Origin of the sequence: Nocardia anaemiae NBRC 100462 (genome assembly GCF_001612725.1) — a bacterium.
Classification (GTDB): domain Bacteria; phylum Actinomycetota; class Actinomycetes; order Mycobacteriales; family Mycobacteriaceae; genus Nocardia; species Nocardia anaemiae.
Map to the genome: position 1 here is coordinate 212,940 of NZ_BDAZ01000024.1, position 18,939 is coordinate 231,878.

The 18,939-nt window shown below is 65.5% G+C and carries 15 protein-coding genes and 1 pseudogene; 7 read left to right on the top strand and 9 right to left on the bottom strand.

Annotated elements, in window-relative coordinates:
• Positions 1-193 precede the first annotated feature (193 nt).
• On the top strand, positions 194-1,135 hold the full coding sequence (locus tag NA5_RS16165) for an undecaprenyl-diphosphate phosphatase (protein ID WP_062986555.1): 942 nt from the start codon (positions 194-196) through the stop codon (positions 1,133-1,135).
• Between the two features lie 54 nt (positions 1,136-1,189).
• Here the strand turns inward: NA5_RS16165 and sucD are convergent, their stop codons facing one another.
• Together sucD and sucC are read right to left on the bottom strand one after the other, a co-directional pair.
• Positions 1,190-2,104 carry a succinate--CoA ligase subunit alpha gene (gene sucD, locus NA5_RS16170; protein WP_062986557.1) on the bottom strand — a complete coding sequence of 305 codons (915 nt, stop codon included), beginning with the start codon at positions 2,102-2,104 and terminating at the stop codon, positions 1,190-1,192.
• Between the two features lie 11 nt (positions 2,105-2,115).
• On the bottom strand, positions 2,116-3,282 hold the full coding sequence (sucC, locus tag NA5_RS16175) for an ADP-forming succinate--CoA ligase subunit beta (protein ID WP_062986558.1): 1,167 nt from the start codon (positions 3,280-3,282) through the stop codon (positions 2,116-2,118).
• Positions 3,283-3,993: 711 nt separating this feature from the next.
• Here sucC and NA5_RS43475 point away from each other — a divergent pair.
• Both NA5_RS43475 and NA5_RS43480 read left to right on the top strand, forming a co-directional pair.
• Positions 3,994-5,100, top strand: a complete 1,107-nt coding sequence (locus NA5_RS43475; RefSeq protein ID WP_443093739.1) for a M23 family metallopeptidase — start codon at positions 3,994-3,996, stop codon at positions 5,098-5,100.
• Positions 5,101-6,365: 1,265 nt separating this feature from the next.
• Positions 6,366-7,148, top strand: a pseudogene (locus NA5_RS43480) (M23 family metallopeptidase); the annotation flags it as partial.
• Between the two features lie 192 nt (positions 7,149-7,340).
• Here the strand turns inward: NA5_RS43480 and NA5_RS16190 are convergent.
• Positions 7,341-7,766: a hypothetical protein gene (locus tag NA5_RS16190; RefSeq protein ID WP_062986560.1), complete on the bottom strand. Its 426-nt coding sequence runs from the start codon at positions 7,764-7,766 to the stop codon at positions 7,341-7,343.
• 44 nt (positions 7,767-7,810) lie between these two features.
• On the bottom strand, positions 7,811-10,432 hold the full coding sequence (gene pcrA / locus NA5_RS16195; protein WP_062986561.1) for a DNA helicase PcrA: 2,622 nt from the start codon (positions 10,430-10,432) through the stop codon (positions 7,811-7,813).
• Positions 10,433-10,811: 379 nt separating this feature from the next.
• On the opposite strand from pcrA, the gene NA5_RS16200 reads away from it, so the two are divergent.
• Entirely contained in the window at positions 10,812-11,105 is a 294-nt protein-coding gene (locus NA5_RS16200) for a chorismate mutase (RefSeq protein WP_040695556.1), read from the top strand.
• Between the two features lie 118 nt (positions 11,106-11,223).
• Here the strand turns inward: NA5_RS16200 and NA5_RS16205 are convergent, their stop codons facing one another.
• Positions 11,224-12,678 (bottom strand): NAD-dependent succinate-semialdehyde dehydrogenase, encoded by a 1,455-nt coding sequence (locus NA5_RS16205; RefSeq protein ID WP_062986562.1) that lies wholly within the window; start codon positions 12,676-12,678, stop codon positions 11,224-11,226.
• 194 nt (positions 12,679-12,872) lie between these two features.
• Between NA5_RS16205 and pgi the strand changes: the two genes are divergently transcribed.
• Positions 12,873-14,510, top strand: a complete 1,638-nt coding sequence (pgi, locus tag NA5_RS16210) for a glucose-6-phosphate isomerase (RefSeq protein ID WP_062986564.1) — start codon at positions 12,873-12,875, stop codon at positions 14,508-14,510.
• Between the two features lie 3 nt (positions 14,511-14,513).
• On the opposite strand, the gene NA5_RS16215 is transcribed toward pgi, so the two are convergent.
• The 3 genes from NA5_RS16215 to NA5_RS16225 form a co-directional block, all read right to left on the bottom strand.
• Positions 14,514-14,936 (bottom strand): SRPBCC family protein, encoded by a 423-nt coding sequence (locus NA5_RS16215; protein ID WP_062986566.1) that lies wholly within the window; start codon positions 14,934-14,936, stop codon positions 14,514-14,516.
• Between the two features lie 74 nt (positions 14,937-15,010).
• Positions 15,011-15,691, bottom strand: coding sequence for a nucleoside/nucleotide kinase family protein (locus NA5_RS16220; RefSeq protein WP_062986657.1), 681 nt, complete (start codon positions 15,689-15,691; stop codon positions 15,011-15,013).
• A 65-nt stretch (positions 15,692-15,756) separates the two neighbouring features.
• Positions 15,757-16,659 carry a LysR family transcriptional regulator gene (locus NA5_RS16225; RefSeq protein ID WP_062986568.1) on the bottom strand — a complete coding sequence of 301 codons (903 nt, stop codon included), beginning with the start codon at positions 16,657-16,659 and terminating at the stop codon, positions 15,757-15,759.
• A 71-nt stretch (positions 16,660-16,730) separates the two neighbouring features.
• On the opposite strand from NA5_RS16225, the gene NA5_RS16230 reads away from it, so the two are divergent.
• Positions 16,731-17,132, top strand: a complete 402-nt coding sequence (locus NA5_RS16230) for a nuclear transport factor 2 family protein (protein ID WP_063813420.1) — start codon at positions 16,731-16,733, stop codon at positions 17,130-17,132.
• On the opposite strand, the gene NA5_RS16235 is transcribed toward NA5_RS16230, so the two are convergent.
• Complete coding sequence (locus NA5_RS16235) at positions 17,129-17,806, bottom strand: class I SAM-dependent methyltransferase (RefSeq protein ID WP_062986659.1); 678 nt, start codon at positions 17,804-17,806, stop codon at positions 17,129-17,131. The genes NA5_RS16230 and NA5_RS16235 overlap by 4 nt on opposite strands.
• Positions 17,807-17,880: 74 nt before the next feature.
• On the opposite strand from NA5_RS16235, the gene NA5_RS16240 reads away from it, so the two are divergent.
• Positions 17,881-18,747, top strand: a complete 867-nt coding sequence (locus tag NA5_RS16240) for a helix-turn-helix transcriptional regulator (protein ID WP_062986572.1) — start codon at positions 17,881-17,883, stop codon at positions 18,745-18,747.
• The last annotated feature ends 192 nt before the right edge of the window (positions 18,748-18,939 follow it).

The following is an 18,939-nucleotide window of genomic DNA, read 5'->3' on the forward strand; positions in this document are numbered from 1 at the left end:
CGCCCATCGACCCGACCGACAACCACCGGCATCGTCGGCCAAGAAGCGCCATTTCCGCTCGTATCGATCTCGATGCCCTGGTAGGGCCGCGTCGCCCGGACTGAAACCCGCTCTGCGACAAGCATTCCAAAACGGACACAGGTCTGTTTCAGGGCGGTCTCGCGGCGGGTTCGACGTGCCAAGCTGTCAGGCGATGCTCACCTACACCCAAGCCGTTGTGATCGGCGCACTGCAAGGCATAACCGAACTGTTCCCGATTTCCAGCCTGGGTCATTCCGTTTTGGTGCCCGCATGGCTGGGTGGGTCCTGGAGCGAGCTGGTCACCCAGGGCGATTCCGATTCCGGCACACCGTATCTCGCCTTTGTCGTCGGACTGCATGTGGCGACCGCGATCGCACTGCTGGTGTTCTATTGGCGCGACTGGGTGGAGATCGTGGTCGGCTTGTTCACCACATTGCGCACCCGCCGGATCGAAACGTCGAGTCAGCGCTTGGGTTGGCTGGTGCTCCTGGCGACCGTGCCGGTCGGTGTGCTCGGGTTGCTGCTGGAACATCCGCTGCGCACCTTGTTCGCGAAACCCTTTGCGGCAGGCCTGTTTCTGACGTTGAACGGAGTCGTGCTCGTCACCGGTGAGGTGATGCGTCGGCGCAGCCAGCCGACGCTGTCCGATTACGGCCGCCGCTTCGCCGAGGCCGAGGCGCGGGCCAAGGCCATCGAAGAGGGATATTTCGTCGCGACGGCGGAGGAGCCGACCAGTCTCGGCGACCTATCGATCAAGGACGCCTTGATCATCGGCGTCTCGCAGGCGGGTGCGTTGTTCGCGGGCATCAGCCGCTCCGGCATGACAATGGTCGGCGGCCTGCTGCGTGGTTTGGACCATGAGGACGCGGCGAAATTCGCCTTCCTGCTCGCCACTCCGGTCATTCTCGCCGCGGGGGTGCTCAAACTGCCGACGCTGGCCGGTCCGCAAGGCGACGGCATCCTCGGTCAGGTACTGGTCGGATCGATCGTCGCGGGTGGCGCGGCGTATCTCGCGGTCCGCTTCCTGGAGCGCTATTTCAAATCGAATTCGCTGCTGCCGTTCGCGGTGTACAGCCTCGTCTTCGGGATCGCTTCGGTTGTCCACTTCTTCTGAACACACGAAGGCCGCCATCCGATCGAGATGGCGGCCTTCGTGTGAATCCGCGAATCAGGCGGTGACGCTTGCCTTCTCCAGGATCTCCCGCGCCAGCGCGGCGGTCTCGGACGGCGTCTTGCCGACCTTCACACCGGCGGCCTCGAGCGCATCCTTCTTCGCCTGGGCGGTACCGGCCGAACCGGACACGATCGCGCCCGCGTGGCCCATGGTCTTGCCCTCGGGGGCGGTGAAGCCAGCGACGTAGCCGACGACCGGCTTGGTGACATTGGCCTTGATGTAGGCCGCGGCCCGCTCCTCGGCGTCGCCGCCGATCTCACCGATCATCACGATCAGCTTGGTCTCGGGGTCCTGCTCGAACGCCTCGATGGCGTCGATGTGAGTGGTGCCGATGACCGGGTCGCCGCCGATGCCGATGGCCGTGGAGAAGCCGAAATCACGCAGCTCGTACATCATCTGGTAGGTGAGGGTGCCGGACTTCGACACCAGGCCGACCGGGCCCTTGCCGGTGATGTTGGCCGGGGTGATGCCGACCAGCGATTCGCCGGGGGTGATGATGCCCGGGCAGTTCGGGCCGATGATTCGGGTCTTGTTGCCCTTCTCCACGTTGTAGGCCCACGCGTAGGCGGTGTCCTGCACCGGGATGCCCTCGGTGATGACCACGAGCAGCGGGATCTCCGCGTCGATGGCCTCGATGATGGCGTCCTTGGAGAACTTCGGTGGCACGAAGGCGATGGACACATCGGCGCCGGTCGCCTTGATGGCCTCTTCGACGGTGCCGAAGACCGGCAGCTCGATCGCGTTGCCGTCCTTGTCGGTGTGCGCGACGGTAGTGCCCGCCTTGCGCGCGTTGACACCGCCCACGACCTGGGTGCCGGCCTTCAGCATCAGCGCGGTGTGCTTGGTGCCCTCACCGCCGGTGATGCCCTGGACGATGACCTTGGAATCCTTGTTGAGGAAGATAGACATTTCCGGTTTCCTTACTTGGCCGCTGCCAGTTCGGCGGCCTTGTCGGCGCCTTCGTCCATTGTCTGCGCAAGTGTGATCAGCGGATGCGCGGCATCGACGAGAATCTTGCGACCCTCGTCCACCTTGTTGCCGTCGAGACGGACGACCAGCGGCTTATTCGCCTCGGCGCCAAGGATTTCCAGCGCCTTCACGATGCCGTTGGCGACCGCGTCACAGGCGGTGATGCCACCGAAGACATTGACGAACACGCTCTTGACCTGGGCATCACCCAGGATGACATCGAGCCCGGCGGCCATGACCTCGGCCGAGGCGCCACCACCGATGTCGAGGAAGTTGGCGGGCTTGACACCGCCGTGGTTCTCACCCGCGTAGGCGACCACGTCGAGGGTGGACATGACCAGACCCGCACCGTTGCCGATGATGCCGACCTCACCGTCGAGCTTGACGTAGTTGAGGTCGTTGTCCTTGGCCTTGAGCTCGAGGGGATCGGTCGCGTCCTTGTCCGCGAAGGCCGCGTGACCGGGCTGCCGGAACTCGGCGTTCTCGTCCAGGGTCACCTTGCCGTCGAGCGCGAGGATCTCGTTGTCGGGGGTGCGGACCAGCGGGTTGACCTCCACCAGGGTGGCGTCCTCGCCGATGAACACCTCCCAGAGCTTCTGAATGGTCACGGCCGCGGCGTCGAGCACGTCGGCGGGCAGGTGGCCCTGCTCGGCGATCGAGCGGGCGAACGCGAGGTCGACACCCTTGACGGCGTCGACCGGCACCTTGGCGAGGCGCTCGGGCTTGGTCGCGGCGACCTCTTCGATCTCCATACCGCCTTCGACCGAGCACATGGCCAGGTAGGTGCGGTTGGAGCGGTCGAGCAGGAAGGAGATGTAGTACTCCTCCGCAATGTCCTTGGCTTCGGCGACAAGGATCTTCTTGGTGATGTGGCCCTTGATATCCAGGCCGATGATGTTCTGCGCGTGCGTGAACGCGTCGTCCGGGGTGGCGGCGAACTTGACGCCACCCGCCTTGCCGCGGCCACCGGCCTTCACCTGGGCCTTGATCATCACCGGCTTGCCGATTTCGGCCGCGATGGCGCGGGCGTCCTCGGCCGTGTCCGTGACGCGGCCCTCGGACGAAGGCACTCCGTGCTTAACGAAGAGCTCCTTCGCCTGATATTCGAAGAGATCCATGTACTCACCGTCTCGTCTGCGTTGTGATGACAACGTCTTTGTTGGCGGCCCGACGTCGGAAGCGGGTCGGGTCGGACTTTAACCAGTCACATGGAGGGCCAAACGGCCACATTCATCCTAAGTGGCGCAGGTCACGGGCTGTTGCCCAGGGCGGGAAAACGCCAGGCCAAGGCTACTCGCCAGTAGGTTGCTGACGGCGCGCCAGGTAGAGCCGCCGAACCGGTTCGCCGACGGCCTTCTACTACGCTTCGTCGTCGCCGAGTCTCACCCGCATGCCCCGATCACAGTGAGTTATTCCGGTGCGTTACCGTGATCAATCTCACATGTTTGGATTGATCGCACGTAGCGCTTGCGGACCTCGCAATCGTTTCGTTACCGTCATTGCGGTCGATGTCACAACACGGTCACGACTAGGAGGACGGCAAGCTTGACGCAGCACAGCGCTCCGCAGACGGAGAGCCGTTCCTTAGCGCCTCTGATCAGGCAGTTCGATTCCGTGATCTCTCGCTCGATGATGTGGCACCACCGATGAACCATCGCTCGACCTTCGCAACCGAAAATCGCGCTCGCTCCGGACATCGTTACCGGTCCGATGACGACGAGTCGTTCGGTGGCCATTCCAGTGCTGCGGTAGACCCGTTCGGGACTTCGTCGCGGCATGCCGGTGGGCATCGGTACGCGGCGGGTGGACACGAATACGGGGGCAGCGCGTTGGGCGCGAACGATTCTTGGGCACAGTCCGATTCCGCTTGGGAACAGTCGCGGGCCGATTCGTGGGCACAGCCGCAGGCCGACTCACAAGTTGATTCGTGGGGACAGTCGCAGGATTGGACGCAAGGCGACTCCTGGTCCGATGGCGGTGCGTGGGCTTCCGACGATTCTTGGACTCCTGAGAGCGATGAGACTTGGAACGCCGACTCCGAGGCGTCCTGGACGCCAGAGACGGACGGGTCATGGGACGGCGAGGAGTCGTCCTGGGATGGCGACGAATCGTGGGATGGTCAGTGCTCTCCCTGGGAGCCCGAGGCTCCGGAAGGCCCCGCCCGGCCCACTGTGATCCCGGGCCGCCGCGCGAACCGCGGTCATGGTGGCGCGCATCGGATGTCCGCACCCCCTGCTTCGCTCAAGGGCCGCGCCGCGGTCGTCGCCGTTGCCGCGGGTGCGGTGGTCGCCGCCGGACAGGCCGCCTTCGCCTCGCCCGAACAGCCTTCGCAGGCCGTCGATTACGAGGCCGCCGGACAGATTCACGAAATCGCCGCGCAGTCGGTCAGCGTGGCCGATCCGAATACTTCGCCGGATTCGCCACAGGTGCTCAATGTTTCGGCCCCGACGAATCTCGGTCAGTTCGGCGACATGCTGCAAAAGGGGCAGAAGTTCGCCGACGATTTGGCGGCGCAGGAGGCCTCGAAGCTGCGCCCGCTGTTCACCAAATTCGCGTCGGGCAATTTCACCTCCGGATTCGGCGCCCGCTGGGGCGTACAGCATCTCGGCATCGATATCGCGGGCCCGATCGGCACTCCGATCTACGCCGTCGCCGACGCCACCGTGATCGAAGCGGGTCCGGCATCCGGTTTCGGTATGTGGGTGCGTCTGCTGCACGATGACGGCACCGTCACCATCTATGGCCACATCGATACCGCGACAGTGTCGGCGGGTCAGCGCGTGTTGGCCGGTGATCAGATCGCCACCATCGGCAACCGCGGTTTCTCCACCGGTCCGCACTGCCATTTCGAGGTGTGGTTGAACGGGGTCGACAAGATCGATCCGCTGCCGTGGTTAGCGACGCGCGGTATCAGCTTGGGTCCGCAGCGCGACTGAGTTCCCACTTTCCTCGGGGGCGGGGAGGGATTCATCGCAAGCACTAAGCTGCGATACGGGCACGGATGCGTCGCGCCTGGACGTTCGTGGCATGTGGGTCGCTGTTCGCTTCGGCGCTTCCGCTCCAAATTCAAAGTGCAGCAGTGGGATTCATTGGACGCGACTGGTTGCGGGACCGCTATCGATCCGTTACCGTCGACGGATCCGTTCCCCTTCAGTAGTTGCGACCGGAGGATGAAAATCTCGATGCCCGTTGCGAGAACCCCGAGCGCCGTCCACGACACGCGAAGACCAGGAACATTCGAACTTTTCTCGCATTCAGGACAATTCGGGCGCGGTAGTGGTGTACAGCGATGAAGCACGAGCGGTTATCGGTCTCCGATTGGCGGGACGTGCCGGTTCAGCGTTATCCAGATAACTCTTGGCAATCTTCAGGGCAGTCCAACGGCGCTGAATCCTGGCAGCTGAACAATCAATGGGCGCAAGTCGATGCAGGATTCGACGGTGGTGGTGTTCAAGGCGAGGACCGGGATTTCGCCGCGTGGCAGGACCACGCATGGCAGAGCTACGGCGACAGCCAGGGTTACGGCACAAGCCAGACTTACCTACCGGGCCACGATCAAGGCGCTGGCCAGATCTACGACGCAAGCCGAGAATATGGCGACAGCGTGGGCAACGGAAGCTGGCACGGTTTCGGCGGCGACTCCGATGAGAGCCTGGACTGGAACGGCGGCGCTAGCCAGGAATATGGCGAAGGCTCGGATTATGCCGCGGGACATGGCTACAACGCGGGCCTGGATTACGGCGACAGCCTGATCTACAGCACGAGCAATGCCGACTGGCACGGGTTATCGGACGACCGCGATCAGGGTCCGGGCTGGAATGGCGGCGCTACCCAGGAATACCACGCATGCCTGGGTCACGGCACAAGCCAGGAGCACGCGCACCCGGGCCATGCCGCAAGCTGGAACAACGGCGAAGGCACGGGTTTCGGCGCAAGCCCGAACTACAACGCCCGGCCGAACCACGACGCAAGCCTGCGGCACGACACAGGCCAGGAGCGCGACACGCAGCCCGGGCAGGTCTACGGCGTAGGCGAGGATTACAGCGGGGGCAACGGCGGCTGGCGCGGATTCGGTGACGGCCGTGATGGGGACACAGGCTGGGATGGCATTGCGTCGCAACGTCGCGATGCTGCTCGGCGCGACGACGAGTTGCGCCTTTGGTGTGCGGCTCGGGGTAGCGGTGCTCGCGATATCGAGGGGACGGCGGGGGCAGTTCAGGTAGGTACTCCTGGCGATTCGGCGGACCGGCAGGGTCGGCGGAAGAGGCCGGGTGGTGCGCATCGAGTGCCTGCGCCGCCGCGGGCGTTGAAGGGGCGGGTCGCGGTTATCGCGGTGGCGGCGGGCGCGATCGTTGCCGCAGGGCAGAATTTTGCGGCGGGTAGTGAGAAGTCGCCGCAGACAGCCGAATTGCAGGCCGTTGGGCAGCAGCGGGCGTTGGAACCGGTGAGCGATGAGCTGCCGACGACACCGGAGTTGCTCGATACCGCGACACCGACGAGTCTCGGCCAGTTCTCCGATGTGCTGGAGAACGGCGATAAGTTCGCGCAGGATCTGGCGGCGGAAGCGGAGTCGAAGCTGCGGCCGCTGTTCACGAAATTCGCCTCGGGCGCTTTCACTTCCGGATACGGCGAGCGCTGGGGCGTCCTGCATCCCGGTGTCGACGTCGCCGCCCCCATCGGCACACCGATCTACGCCGTCGAGGACGGCACCGTCATCGACGCCGGACCGGCCGCCGGTTTCGGCATGTGGGTACGCATGCGCGGCGACGACGGCACCGTCACGGTGTACGGCCACATCAATACCGCGCTGGTCTCGGTAGGCCAGCACGTCCTCGCGGGCGACGAGATCGCCACCGTCGGAAACCGCGGCGAATCCACCGGCCCGCACTGCCATTTCGAGGTCTGGCTCAACGGCACCGACCGCATCGACCCCCTCCCCTGGCTCGCCACCCGCGGCATCAGCCTCGGCTCCCAACGCGACTGACCCGCAAAGCATTGGTCAGATGCTCACCATGCGCTGGCGGCATCGGTCTCCGGCAACTCGCCGAGCGTAGTGATATGGCGGTCGAATTCGCCGTGGGCGACCACCATTTGACTACGTTCGACGGAACTGCGGCCCTCGCGGCGACACCGCCAATTGTCTGCGCGACCTAGCGCGCGCGCACTGAAGCCGGGGCTACGGTGCGGCGGCGATCGCTAGTCCGAGCAAGCTCACGGCCTTGAACACTTCCAAGGCCACGTACCAGTAGTGCGCATGCGAGCGCGGCGATTCCGCGCCCGCGAGCACGCGGTCCGAGCGGCGAGTCAGCAGTGGCCGGACCGCGAGGAGTTGGATGGCGAGGATGGCAACGGCGACGCCTAGCCAGACCCGAACGGCACCGCTGGGCGCGACGACCAGGATCGCCACGATCAACAAGGCGGCGAGGATGGTCTCCGCGATATTCAGCGCACGGAATACCAGCCGTCCGATGCCGAGGCCGAGCGGCAGGGTGATCCCCGGCGCTCGGAACTTCAGCGGTGCCTCCAGGAACGAGATGGCCAGCACCATGCCCAGCCACAGCATCGGAAGCAACCACAGCAGGTATTGCGCGACGGTTTCCATGTCGCGCACGCTACCGGCGATAGATCAGGGCCCCGAAGGTCCTATCAGAGCTTGACCAGGGTGCGGCTGTATTGCGGGATGAGCCGGATCTTGCCCGCGGTGCCGAAGTCGATGGTGACGGTGGCCAGGGGCCCGAAGCCTTCGGCGGCTACCACACGGCCGAGGCCGTATTTGTCATCGCTGACTCGATCGCCGACAGCCAGTACCAGATTGGCATTATTGCGGCTCGCGCCGCCGGGCGCGGGGCGGCGCGGACCGCGATCGTTGACGCCCGGCCGCTGATTCCAGCCGTCTCGGGTCCAGTCGTGTTCCAGGCCATCGTCGTCGCCGCGTCGGCGGATGCCGCGAGTGAGCGGCGAACCCTTCGGCTCCAACCGTTTCCAGTCGACGAGGTGGGCCGGAATCTCCTGGAGGAATCGGGATTCCGGATTCGAGACCGGCTGTCCCCAGCCGGAGCGCACCACCGCTCGGGTGACGTAGAGCCGCTGCCGTGCCCGGGTGATGCCGACGTAGGCGAGGCGGCGTTCCTCGGCCAGCTCGGTCGGATCGCCGAGTGCGCGCATATGCGGGAACTGCCCGTCCTCCCAGCCGGTCACGAAGACCACCGGGAATTCCAGCCCCTTGGCGGTGTGCAGCGTCATCATGGTGACCACGCCGGAGCCCTCCTCGGGCAGCTGGTCACTATCGGCCACCAGTGAGACGCGTTCCAGGAAGGCGGCGAGTGAACCCGGATCGGGTTCGCCCTCGGCCACCTCCGGCACCAACCCTTCTTCTCGGGCGGCCTCGGCATTGTTGTATGCCTCGGAGCTGAATTCCCGCGCGACGCTCACCAATTCGTTCAGGTTGTCCAGCCGCGCGCCGTCCTGCGGATCGTCGGAGCCCTCCAACTCGGCCCGGTAGCCGGTGCGGTCGAGCACCGCTTCGACCATATTGCCGAGGTCGGGAAAGTCCTGATCCGCCTGCGCACCCGCCGCCCTTACCTCTTCGAGCAGGTCGAGGAATCCGGCGATCGCGCGTTGCGCCCGCGTATTCAACAGCGCCACTTTGCCATCGGCGGCATCGCGCAGTGCCTCGGCGAAACCGATACCGCGCTGTTCGGCGTGCACCGCGACACAGGCCTCGGCCCGGTCGCCGATGCCGCGACGCGGGGTGTTGAGGACGCGGCGCAGGCTCACCGTGTCCTCCGGATTGTCGAGCACGCGCAGGTACGCGACGATATCGCGCACCTCCTTGCGCTCGTAGAAGCGCACGCCGCCGACCACCTTGTAGGGCAGTCCCATGCGAATGAAGATTTCTTCCAGCGCACGGGAATTGTTGTTGGTGCGGTAGAAGACCGCGACATCGCTGTAGTTGGCGTCGCCCGCGTCAACAAGCCGGTCGATCTCGCGGGCCACGAACGAGGCCTCGTCGTGCTCATTGTCGGCGACGTAGCCGGTGATCAGATCGCCCTCACCGGAATCGGTCCACAGCCGCTTGTCCCTGCGCTTCTCATTGCGCGATATCACCGCGTTCGCGGCGGACAGAATGTTCTGGGTGGAGCGGTAATTCTGTTCCAACAAAATGGTTTCCGCATCCGGGAAGTCGCGTTCGAATTCCTCGATATTGCGGATGGTCGCGCCGCGGAAGGCGTAGATGGACTGGTCCGCATCACCGACGACGCACAGTTCGCTCGGCGCGACCGCGTCTTCGGCCTGCTCCTGCGCATGATGTCCGACCAGCTCGCGGACCAGGATGTACTGGGCGTGGTTGGTGTCCTGGTACTCGTCGACCAGCACATGCCGGAACCGGCGGCGATAGTATTCGGCGACCTGCGGATGGTTCTGCAGCAGGGCCACCGTTTCGCCGATCAGATCGTCGAAGTCCAGGGCATTTGCCGAGCGCAACCGGCGCTGGTATTCGGTGTACACGCGGGCGACGAGTCCGGGCAGTTCGGTTTCATCGGTTTCGGCATCGGCGGTGGCCTGCTCCGGGCCGATGAGCTCGTTCTTCAAATTCGAGATGGCGGTGGCCAGCAGTCGCGCCGAATATTTCTTGACGTCGATATCGAAGTCGCGGCTGATCATGGTGAGCAACCGCCGGGAATCGTCGGCGTCGTAGATGGAGAAATTCGAATTCAGACCGGGCAGCAGCGCGGCCTGCATGCGCAGGATTCGGACGCAGCTGGAGTGGAAGGTCGAGACCCACATGTTGTTCGCGCGCGGACCGACCAGCCCGCTCACCCGCTCACGCATTTCGGCGGCGGCCTTATTGGTGAAGGTGATGGCCAGGACCTGGCCGGGAGTCACCCCGCGGGCGGCCAGCAAATAGGCGATGCGCCTGGTGAGCACGGCGGTCTTGCCCGAACCCGCGCCCGCGACGATCAGCAGCGGCGCACCGGTGTGCACCACGGCGGCGCGCTGCTGCGGGTTGAGGCCGTCGAGCAGTCGCTCGGCCTCCTCGGCGCGACGTTGCTCACGTTCGGCGCGGCGCTTTTCTTGTTCGACACGGTGCTTGTCGTCCACGACACGCCGCGCATCATCGACGGACGGATCCGGGACCACCGCCGCGGCAGGCACGGCAGAGTCACCCATCTCCTCGATGCGAGCAGCGTCGACCTGCGGTTTCTGGGCTGAATCCTGGTGCCGAGTCCGCCCGGCCTGCGTCTTGGGAGCCACCGTGATGTCCATCGTCCATCCACGCTACCGGCGGGCACCGACAGAGATGAAGTCCCGGCCGCCATCGGTGTCCATTCGGCGAACGGCGGATGAACCGCCCCGGGTCGACACGAGCGTCGCAACGTGCAAGCCTTCTCAGGAGATTCACAAAACGAAGTGTTTTGCATTGCTTCGGCCCCGTGGCAGACTGGCCAACATGACCTGCGCGACGGCCGCGAATCATCCGATTCGGCTAACAGCCGGATATCGTGATCGCGGACTTTGTACCTGAGCGCGCTGCCTGGGGGGAGGATTGCAAGACCTACCAGGTTTGCTTTGCACGGTGAAAGAACCGATCGGTAACGAGCTCGGCTCACCGGCCGATCCATGTTCTGACACGAGGAGATGAATGATGAGCACCCCCGCCACGACGACCGGGTCCGATTCGGCTCTGCCCCACACCGAGGCCGAGATCGACAAGCTCCGCAAGGAGATCGACCAGCTCGACGCGGAAATTCTGGCCGCCATCAAGCGCCGCACCGAGGTCTCGCGGATCATCGGTCGCACGCGCATGGCCTCCGGCGGCCCCCGCCTCGTACACAGTCGTGAGATGAAGGTGCTCGAGCGCTTCAGCGAACTCGGCCAGGAGGGCCACACCCTCGCCATGCTGTTGCTGCGCCTCGGTCGCGGCCGACTCGGCCACTGACCTTCTCCTGCCGCCACCAGCGGACCGATTGAACCACGCGACGCTCGCAAGATCGCCGCATTCCACAAGGCCGCCCCGGGTGTATTTCACCCCGGGGCGGTCGTTTCGCGTCTGCGGGTCAGGTGAGGGCGATGTACTTGGTGGACAGGTACTCCTCGATGCCCTCGATACCGCCTTCGCGGCCGAAGCCGGAGGCCTTGACACCACCGAAAGGTGCTGCCGGGTCGGAGATTACGCCGCGGTTGATGCCGACCATGCCGGACTCGATGCCCTCGGCAATGCGAAGGGCGCGGTCGAGGTCTCGGGTGTAGACGTAGCTGACCAGGCCGAATTCGGTGTTGTTCGCGGCGGCGAGGCCCTCTTCCTCGGTTTCGAAGCCCACGACGGGTGCGACGGGGCCGAAGACCTCCTCACGCAGGATCCGAGCATTCGCCGGTACCTCGCTGAGGACGGTCGCGGGATAGAACCAGCCGGGGCCGCCGGGCGCCTTGCCGCCGAGGCGGACCTGCGCGCCGACCGCCACCGCGTCATCGACCAATTCGCTGACGGTATTGAGCTGTTCTTCGTTGATCAGCGGGCCGAGCGTGGTATTCGGATCGGTGCCCGGTCCGAGGGTGACGGTATTCGACATCGCCTCCACGAGTTTGGTGGTGAACTCCTCCAGCACACCGTTCTGCACGTGGAAGCGGTTGGCCGCGGTACACGCCTCACCGCCATTGCGCAGTTTGGCGAGCATCGCGCCCTGTACGGCGGCGTCGATATCGGCATCGTCGAAGACCACGAACGGTGCGTTGCCGCCGAGCTCCATCGAGGTTCGCAACAGTCCGTTCGCCGACTTCTCCACCAGTTTCTTGCCGACCTCGGTGGATCCGGTGAAGGTGAGCTTGCGCAGGCGCGGATCGTCGAGCAGCGGCGCGGTGACGGCGCCGGAACGGCTGGAGGTGATCACCGAGAGCACCCCGTCCGGCAGACCCGCCTCGCTGCACAACTTCGCCAGCGCCAACATGGTCAGTGGGGTGGCCGATGCTGGCTTGACGATCATCGTGCAACCAGCGGCCAGCGCCGGTCCGATCTTGCGGGTGCCCATGGCCAGCGGGAAGTTCCAGGGCGTGATGGCCAGACACGGCCCGACGGGCTGCTTGTGCACCATGATCCGCCCGGTGCCGGACGGCGCGTGCAGATAGCGTCCGTGCGCCCGCACCGCCTCCTCGCTGAACCAGCGGAAGAATTCGGCGCCGTAGCGCACCTCGTTGCGGCTTTCCGGCAGCGCCTTGCCCATCTCCAGCGTCATCAGCAGTGCGAATTCCTCGGCGCGCGCGGTCAGCTGTTCGAAGACCCGGCGCAGGATCTCGCCGCGTTCGCGCGACGGTGTCGCCGCCCATTCGGCCTGCACCGCCGCGGCCGCATCCAGCGCGCGCACGGCGTCTTCCGGCGTGGCATCGGCGACCTGGGCCAGCACCTGACCGTCGGCCGGATTGTGCACCGCGAAGGTGCCGCCCCCGGTGGCGTCGACGGGACCACCGATCCACAGCTGCGTCGGTACGGATTGGAGTACTTCGCGTTCGGACACCATGTACCCCAGCCTAAGCCGCGCGCTCGCACATCACCCTCGACTCATCGATCCGAAATCACCGAGCTTTCCGAGCGGGCGCACACGCGGTTCGAGCGACACGCGAATGACCGACGCGGGTAGCCGTCAGGGCAACATGGGCGAAAGTATGCGGTCCTTGCCTGCGCGCCCGAACGAGTGCTTGTAACCTCGCGGACGTGAGCAGCGACATCACCGCATCGGCGGCCTGGCGGAAACTGCACGAGCACCACAGCGCCGTCGCCGGACGACACCTGCGTGAATTCTTCGCCGAGGATCCCGACCGCGGCCGCGAGTTGATCGTCCAGGTCGGCGACCTGCACATCGACTACAGCAAGCACCGTGTCACCCGGGAAACCCTGCATCTGCTGGTCGAATTGGCGCATGAGGCCGGGGTGGCGCAACGGCGGGACGCGATGTACCGCGGCGACCACATCAACACCTCGGAGGACCGCGCGGTGGAACATATCGCGCTGCGTCTGCCCGAGGGCGAATCGGTCATCGTGGACGGTGCGGACGCGGGCGCCGAGGTGCACGAGGTGCTGCGGCGAATGGGCGAATTCACCGACGCGGTGCGCTCGGGTGCGTGGCGCGGCGCGACCGGCGAACGCATCAAGACGGTGGTGAATATCGGCATCGGCGGTTCGGATCTCGGCCCGGATATGGTGTACCGCGCGCTACGGCATTATGCCGATGCCGGGATCGCCGCCCGGTTCGTCTCGAATGTCGACCCGGCCGATCTGCTCGCGAAGCTCGACGGACTCGATCCGGCCAGCACGCTGTTCATCGTTGCCTCCAAGACGTTTTCGACGCTGGAGACGCTGACCAATGCCACCGCCGCCCGGCGCTGGCTGGTCGCCGCGCTCGGCGAGGACGCCGTGGCAAAGCATTTCGTGGCCGTCTCGACGAATGCCGAGCGGGTCGCCGATTTCGGCATCGATACCGCGAATATGTTCGGCTTCTGGGATTGGGTCGGCGGCCGCTATTCGGTGGATTCGGCTATCGGCCTCTCGGTGATGGCGACCATCGGCAAGGAGCGCTTCGCCGAATTCCTGGCCGGAATGCACGTCGTCGACCGACATTTCGCGACCGAACCGCTGGACCGGAACGGCCCGGTACTGCTCGGCCTGCTCGGCATCTGGTACTCGAACTTCTTCGGCGCGGAATCGCGTGCGGTGCTGCCCTATTCGAACGATCTGGCGCGCTTCCCGGCCTATCTGCAGCAGCTGACCATGGAGTCCAACGGCAAGTCGGTGCGTGCCGACGGGACCCCGGTGACCACCTCGACCGGTGAGATCTTCTGGGGCGAACCGGGAACCAACGGCCAGCACGCCTTCTATCAGCTGCTGCATCAGGGCACCCGACTGATTCCGGCCGATTTCATCGGATTCGCCCGTCCCACCGCCGATCTGCCCACCATCGACGGCAGCGGCAGCATGCACGACATCCTGATGAGCAACCTGTTCGCGCAGACCAAGGTGCTCGCCTTCGGCAAGACGGCCGAGGAGATCGCCGCGGAGGGCACCGATCCGAAGGTGGTGCCGCACAAGGTGATGCCGGGCAATCGGCCGAGCACGACCATTCTCGCGCCACAGCTGACACCGTCGGTGGTCGGGCAGTTGATCGCGCTCTACGAACATCAGGTATTCGTCGAGGGCACCATCTGGGGCATCGATAGTTTCGACCAGTGGGGCGTGGAACTCGGCAAGCAGCAGGCGCTCGCGCTGGCCCCCTTGCTGACGTCTCCGGAAGAGCCGCGGCCGCAAGGGGACTCGTCCACCGACGCGCTGATCGGCTGGTATCGCGACAACCGCTGACGCTCAGCCGAGCGCTTGCGCCGTCTTGATCAGGGCGGCAACGACATCCGGGAAGTCGGCGGTGATCTCCGGGCCGATTTCGGGGCCGACGGTATCCGCGGCGTCACCGATGATCTCGGTCCGGTAGACGACGCGGGTCCATCCCTCTCCCGCCGGCTCCAGGCGGTGCTCGGTGACGACGGTGAAATCGCCGCCGTCCATTTCATCGGTGAACAGTTCGCCGGGTTCGATCTCCACCAGGCGCATGCGCACGGTATCGCCGCCGGGCAGCGTCATGGTGAACGAGGTGCCGACCTCGAACGGGCCGTCGATTTCGATCTCGTCGAGCCCCTCGTTCCATTCGGGCCAGGACTCCATATCCGACCAGCACCGCCACAGCGCCTCCGGTGCGACCGCAGTCTCCGCGCTGTATTCGTACTCCCACATTCCGCTTGCTCCCGGCTATCCGACATAAATCGTCGAGCGAGATCATGTCACCTCCAGCGTCATTCGGCGACGCATCACCCCTCAGCCGCGTAGTAGCGACCGCCGCGCTGGCGCAGTACGAGGTCGGCTCGGAGCCTGGTATCGGCGATCAGATCGGCATTGGGCAAATCGCTGTTGTGCACCTTGATTTTCGCGGCCTCCGAAGTGCGGCCGCCGCGAATGTGGCGACGCAGCAGGCGTTGTTCGAGCACATCGCGCTCCACGTCCAGATACCAGACCTCGTCGAGGAATTCGCGCACACCCGACCAGGAACCGTCGGACAGCAGCAGGTAATTGCCCTCGGTAATGGCGATCTCGTGTCGATCGAAGACGACACCGGCGGGGGTCGGTTCCTCGATGGCGCGGTCGAAGGTCGGCCACGGCACCGGCTCGCCGAGTGGGGTATCGCGCAGACGGCGCAGGGTTTCCAGGAAGGCGGCGACGTCGAAGGTATGCGGTTCGCCCTTGCGCTCCAGATTCGCCGTCGCGCGCAGTACGGCGTTGGGCAGGTGGAAGCCGTCCATCGGTGCGATCTCGGCGATCCGGGCACCGGCGCGGTGGTTCAGATCGTCGCGAATGGCCTTGGACAGCGTGGATTTACCCGCACCAGGCGGACCCGCGATGCCGAGCACGTATCGTCGGGCGCACCCCGCCGCCCGGATCCGCAGGTGCTCGGCCAGCGAGCGCAACGGCATTTCGACGGAAGTCCGTGTCATCGAAATCACAGTACTCAGCCTGCGTCGGTCCGCCGCCAATTTGCGCGCGTGGCTATATAAGTCGGCTATCGAAGTCGCTGGCGGACTTCGGCGGCGAGGTCGGCCGCGGCGTCGCGAAGTGCCTCGATGAAGATCTGTCCGGCCGAGTCAACGCCGCGATGGACGACCGCTGTCGTGCGAACCGCGGCGGGATGGTCTATGCGGACCAGTGCGATGCCCGGCGGCAGCACCGGCACCGCGATCGCGGGGACCACGGTGCTGCCCATACCCGCCGCGACCAGGCCGAGCTTGGCGAACCAATCGCGGGCGACGAAGGCGATCTCCGGTTCCCAGGTGGCATCGCGCCATGCGCCGAGCAGGGTGCTGCTCACCTCGGTGCTGCCCGCGATCCAACGCTCGCCGCGCAGCCGGGCGGGCGTGACGCTGGCACGGCCCGCGAGGGCATGGTCCGGTGGGACCGCGATGAGCAGCGGGTCGTCGAGGAGGGGCTCGATTTCGGTATCTGCGGGCAGATTTCGCGTCTCGGTCACCACCGCCAGATCCAGCCGACCCCGTGCGACGGCGGATACCAGCCGCGGACTGGTTCCTTCTCGCAGCGGTACTCGCGCGAGTCGTGGCGCGGTGGCGGCAATGGCTCTCGGCACCAGTGCGGCCATGGCGGTCGAGAATGCGCCGACCCGGAGCGTGGCGGGTGCGCGCGCGGTCAGCTCGTCGAGTTCCTGCCGCGCGGAACCGAGTCCACTCAGCACCGTTTCGGCATGGCGCAGCACGATCCGTCCGGCCTCGGTGGCCCGCACTCCGCGCGCGTGCCGCTCGAACAAGGCGCGGCCCGCCGCCAACTCCATGAGGGCGATCTGCCGGGATACCGCCGACTGCGTGTAGCCGAGGTTCTCCGCGGCGGTCGAGAACGAGCCGCTCCGTGCGGCCTCCCGGACCACCCGCAATCCGACGATCGTGAACTCACCCATGCTGTTCACTCATATCAAACATGCGAGACTCTCGCTTGTCGCATATGTGCGCGATACCTAGCGTCGGACATATGAGTGCAGCAGCGAACAAGAAACTGATCGAGGACATCTTCGAGCAGATGTCCCAGGGCAATACCCGGGCGATGGGCGAGGCCATGGCCGAGGACTTCCGCTGGATCTTTCCGGGGAACTGGTCGTGGTCGCGAACTTGGGAACCTAAAACGGTTGTGCTGAACGAACTTCTGCGGCCGCTGATGACGCAGTTCACCGACTACCGAAGCGCGGCCGACTTCGTGATCGCCGAAGACGACCGCGTCGTCGCCCAGGTCCGCGGGCACGGCATCACCACCGAGGGTGAGCCGTATGAGCAGACCTATTGCTTCATCTTCCGGATCGCCAACGGTCGACTCACCGAGGTGATCGAACATTGCGATACCGCGCTGGTCGAGCGGGTGCTCCAGCGCGTCGGCTAGTTCGGACGGATGCCTCGGTAAAAGGTGACGCGGCCCAGACGACGGTGGCGCTGGGAGGCGACCACCGTGCAGTCGAAGCCGACGGTGCGCAGAAGTTGGGGGATGCCGTCACCGAGGTTGTCGTGGGCATGGTGGTTATGCAGCAGCAGCCGGGCCATCAGGCCGTCGTCGGTGGTCACCTCGCCGCCGATATCGAGGATATGCAGCCTGCCGCCGGGGCGAAGCACACGCAGCGCCTCGGCGAGTGCGGCGGTTTTGATGTCGGTATCGAGGTGGTGCAGCATCATCGATGACAGCACCCGATCGAATTCCCGGTCCGGATAGGGCAATTCCTGTGCGTAGGCGCGTTCGAAGCGGATTCCGTTCAGCCCGTTGGCCTTTCGCTCGGCGCGGGCGAGTGCGAGCGGGTCGGGATCGGAGCCGATCACCTCTGCCGCGGGCTCGCTGCGTTTGGCGCGAATCGTCAGATTGCCGGTGCCGCAGCCGATTTCGAGGACTCGCTGATCGGGGGCGAGTTCGGCCTGTGCGACCAGGGTTTCGTGGAGTCTGTACATGCCGAGCATGCGGGTGAGCAGGTCGTAGGTGGGTAGCAGTGCGTCGCGACCGGCCGCAGGCAGGTAGTCGTGCCGGTTACCCATGGCTTTGAGTACGGAATTTGGATGATCTTTGGTCATGATTCCCATGGTGCCCGCAGATATAACGGCATAATTGGGTGATAATTGGCCGAATTCGGACTATTTTCGGTGTCATGATCGAGGCAACCCGGATGGTCCGACATCGGCGTGGTGTTCCGGTGTACGACTATCGCAGCGATCAGGTCACGCCGCCGGTGTCGCTGCTGCGCTTCGATCGCCATGCCGAGGGCGGCCACCGACCCCATATCCACAACTTTCCGGTGTTGATGTACGTCCAGTCCGTCGGTGTGGTGTACGTCGTCGCGGCAGGTCAGGTGATCCAGGCGGCGCCACCGGATGAGTTCGAAGGTGCGGTCGGAGTGTTCTTCGATCCCGCGGCGCTCGGTGATGCCGGACGCGCGCCATGGCCCGCGTGGCGGGCGCACCCGTTGCTGTTTCCGTTCCTGCACGAGCAGTCGGGCGGGGTGCTGGAATTGGCCGTGCCGGTGCAGCGAAGACCGTTGTGGGACAGTGCGATTGCTGCCATCGAAGCCGAGCTGGCACAGCGGCAGGAGGGGTATCGGCAGGCGGCTTCGGCACATCTGACGCTGCTGCTCATCGACCTCGCGCGGCTGGCCGCCGATGTGGTGGGCGACCTGCGGCGCAGCGGTGAACCGCTGCTCGCCGAGGTGTTCGACGTGATCGACCAGCGCCACACCGCACCACTGTCGCTGCGCGATGTGGCGGATGCGGTCGGCATGACGCCGGGGCATCTGACCACCGTGGTGCGCCGCCGCACCGGACGCACGGTGCAAGCGTGGATCACCGAGCGACGAATGACCGAGGCGCGCCGGTTGTTGGCCGACACGGATCTGCCGGTCGGCGAGATTGCCCGGCGAGTCGGGATTCCGGATGCGGGTTATTTCACGCGCTTGTTCCGGCGCAACAACGACCTCTCACCCCGGCAGTGGCGTGCCCAGCCCGCTTCGGTTGCGCGCTGAGGCGGGTGCGGCGGGCGGATGCGAGCGGCGGGCATTCGTAGCGGGCTGAGACGGGCACAACGAGTTGATGCGAGGCAGGAGCCGCAGCGGGCCGAGGCGAGCGCAATAGGCTGACGCGAGGGCAAGGACCCGCAGCAGACTGACGCGAAACGCAGCAACGAGCTGGCGCGAGCGCAGCAGACTGACACAAGC

Excerpts from the sequence above, each read along its gene's own strand:
- NA5_RS16165 (WP_062986555.1), top strand. The coding sequence starts at position 194 with ATGCTCACCTACACCCAAGCCGTTGTGATCGGCGCACTGCAAGGCATA.
- sucD (WP_062986557.1), bottom strand. The coding sequence starts at position 2,104 with ATGTCTATCTTCCTCAACAAGGATTCCAAGGTCATCGTCCAGGGCATC.
- sucC (WP_062986558.1), bottom strand. The coding sequence starts at position 3,282 with ATGGATCTCTTCGAATATCAGGCGAAGGAGCTCTTCGTTAAGCACGGA.
- NA5_RS16190 (WP_062986560.1), bottom strand. The coding sequence starts at position 7,766 with ATGGAAACCGTCGCGCAATACCTGCTGTGGTTGCTTCCGATGCTGTGG.
- pcrA (WP_062986561.1), bottom strand. The coding sequence starts at position 10,432 with ATGGACATCACGGTGGCTCCCAAGACGCAGGCCGGGCGGACTCGGCAC.
- NA5_RS16200 (WP_040695556.1), top strand. The coding sequence starts at position 10,812 with ATGAGCACCCCCGCCACGACGACCGGGTCCGATTCGGCTCTGCCCCAC.
- NA5_RS16205 (WP_062986562.1), bottom strand. The coding sequence starts at position 12,678 with ATGGTGTCCGAACGCGAAGTACTCCAATCCGTACCGACGCAGCTGTGG.
- NA5_RS16215 (WP_062986566.1), bottom strand. The coding sequence starts at position 14,936 with ATGTGGGAGTACGAATACAGCGCGGAGACTGCGGTCGCACCGGAGGCG.
- NA5_RS16220 (WP_062986657.1), bottom strand. The coding sequence starts at position 15,691 with ATGACACGGACTTCCGTCGAAATGCCGTTGCGCTCGCTGGCCGAGCAC.
- NA5_RS16225 (WP_062986568.1), bottom strand. The coding sequence starts at position 16,659 with ATGGGTGAGTTCACGATCGTCGGATTGCGGGTGGTCCGGGAGGCCGCA.
- NA5_RS16230 (WP_063813420.1), top strand. The coding sequence starts at position 16,731 with ATGAGTGCAGCAGCGAACAAGAAACTGATCGAGGACATCTTCGAGCAG.
- NA5_RS16235 (WP_062986659.1), bottom strand. The coding sequence starts at position 17,806 with ATGACCAAAGATCATCCAAATTCCGTACTCAAAGCCATGGGTAACCGG.
- NA5_RS16240 (WP_062986572.1), top strand. The coding sequence starts at position 17,881 with ATGATCGAGGCAACCCGGATGGTCCGACATCGGCGTGGTGTTCCGGTG.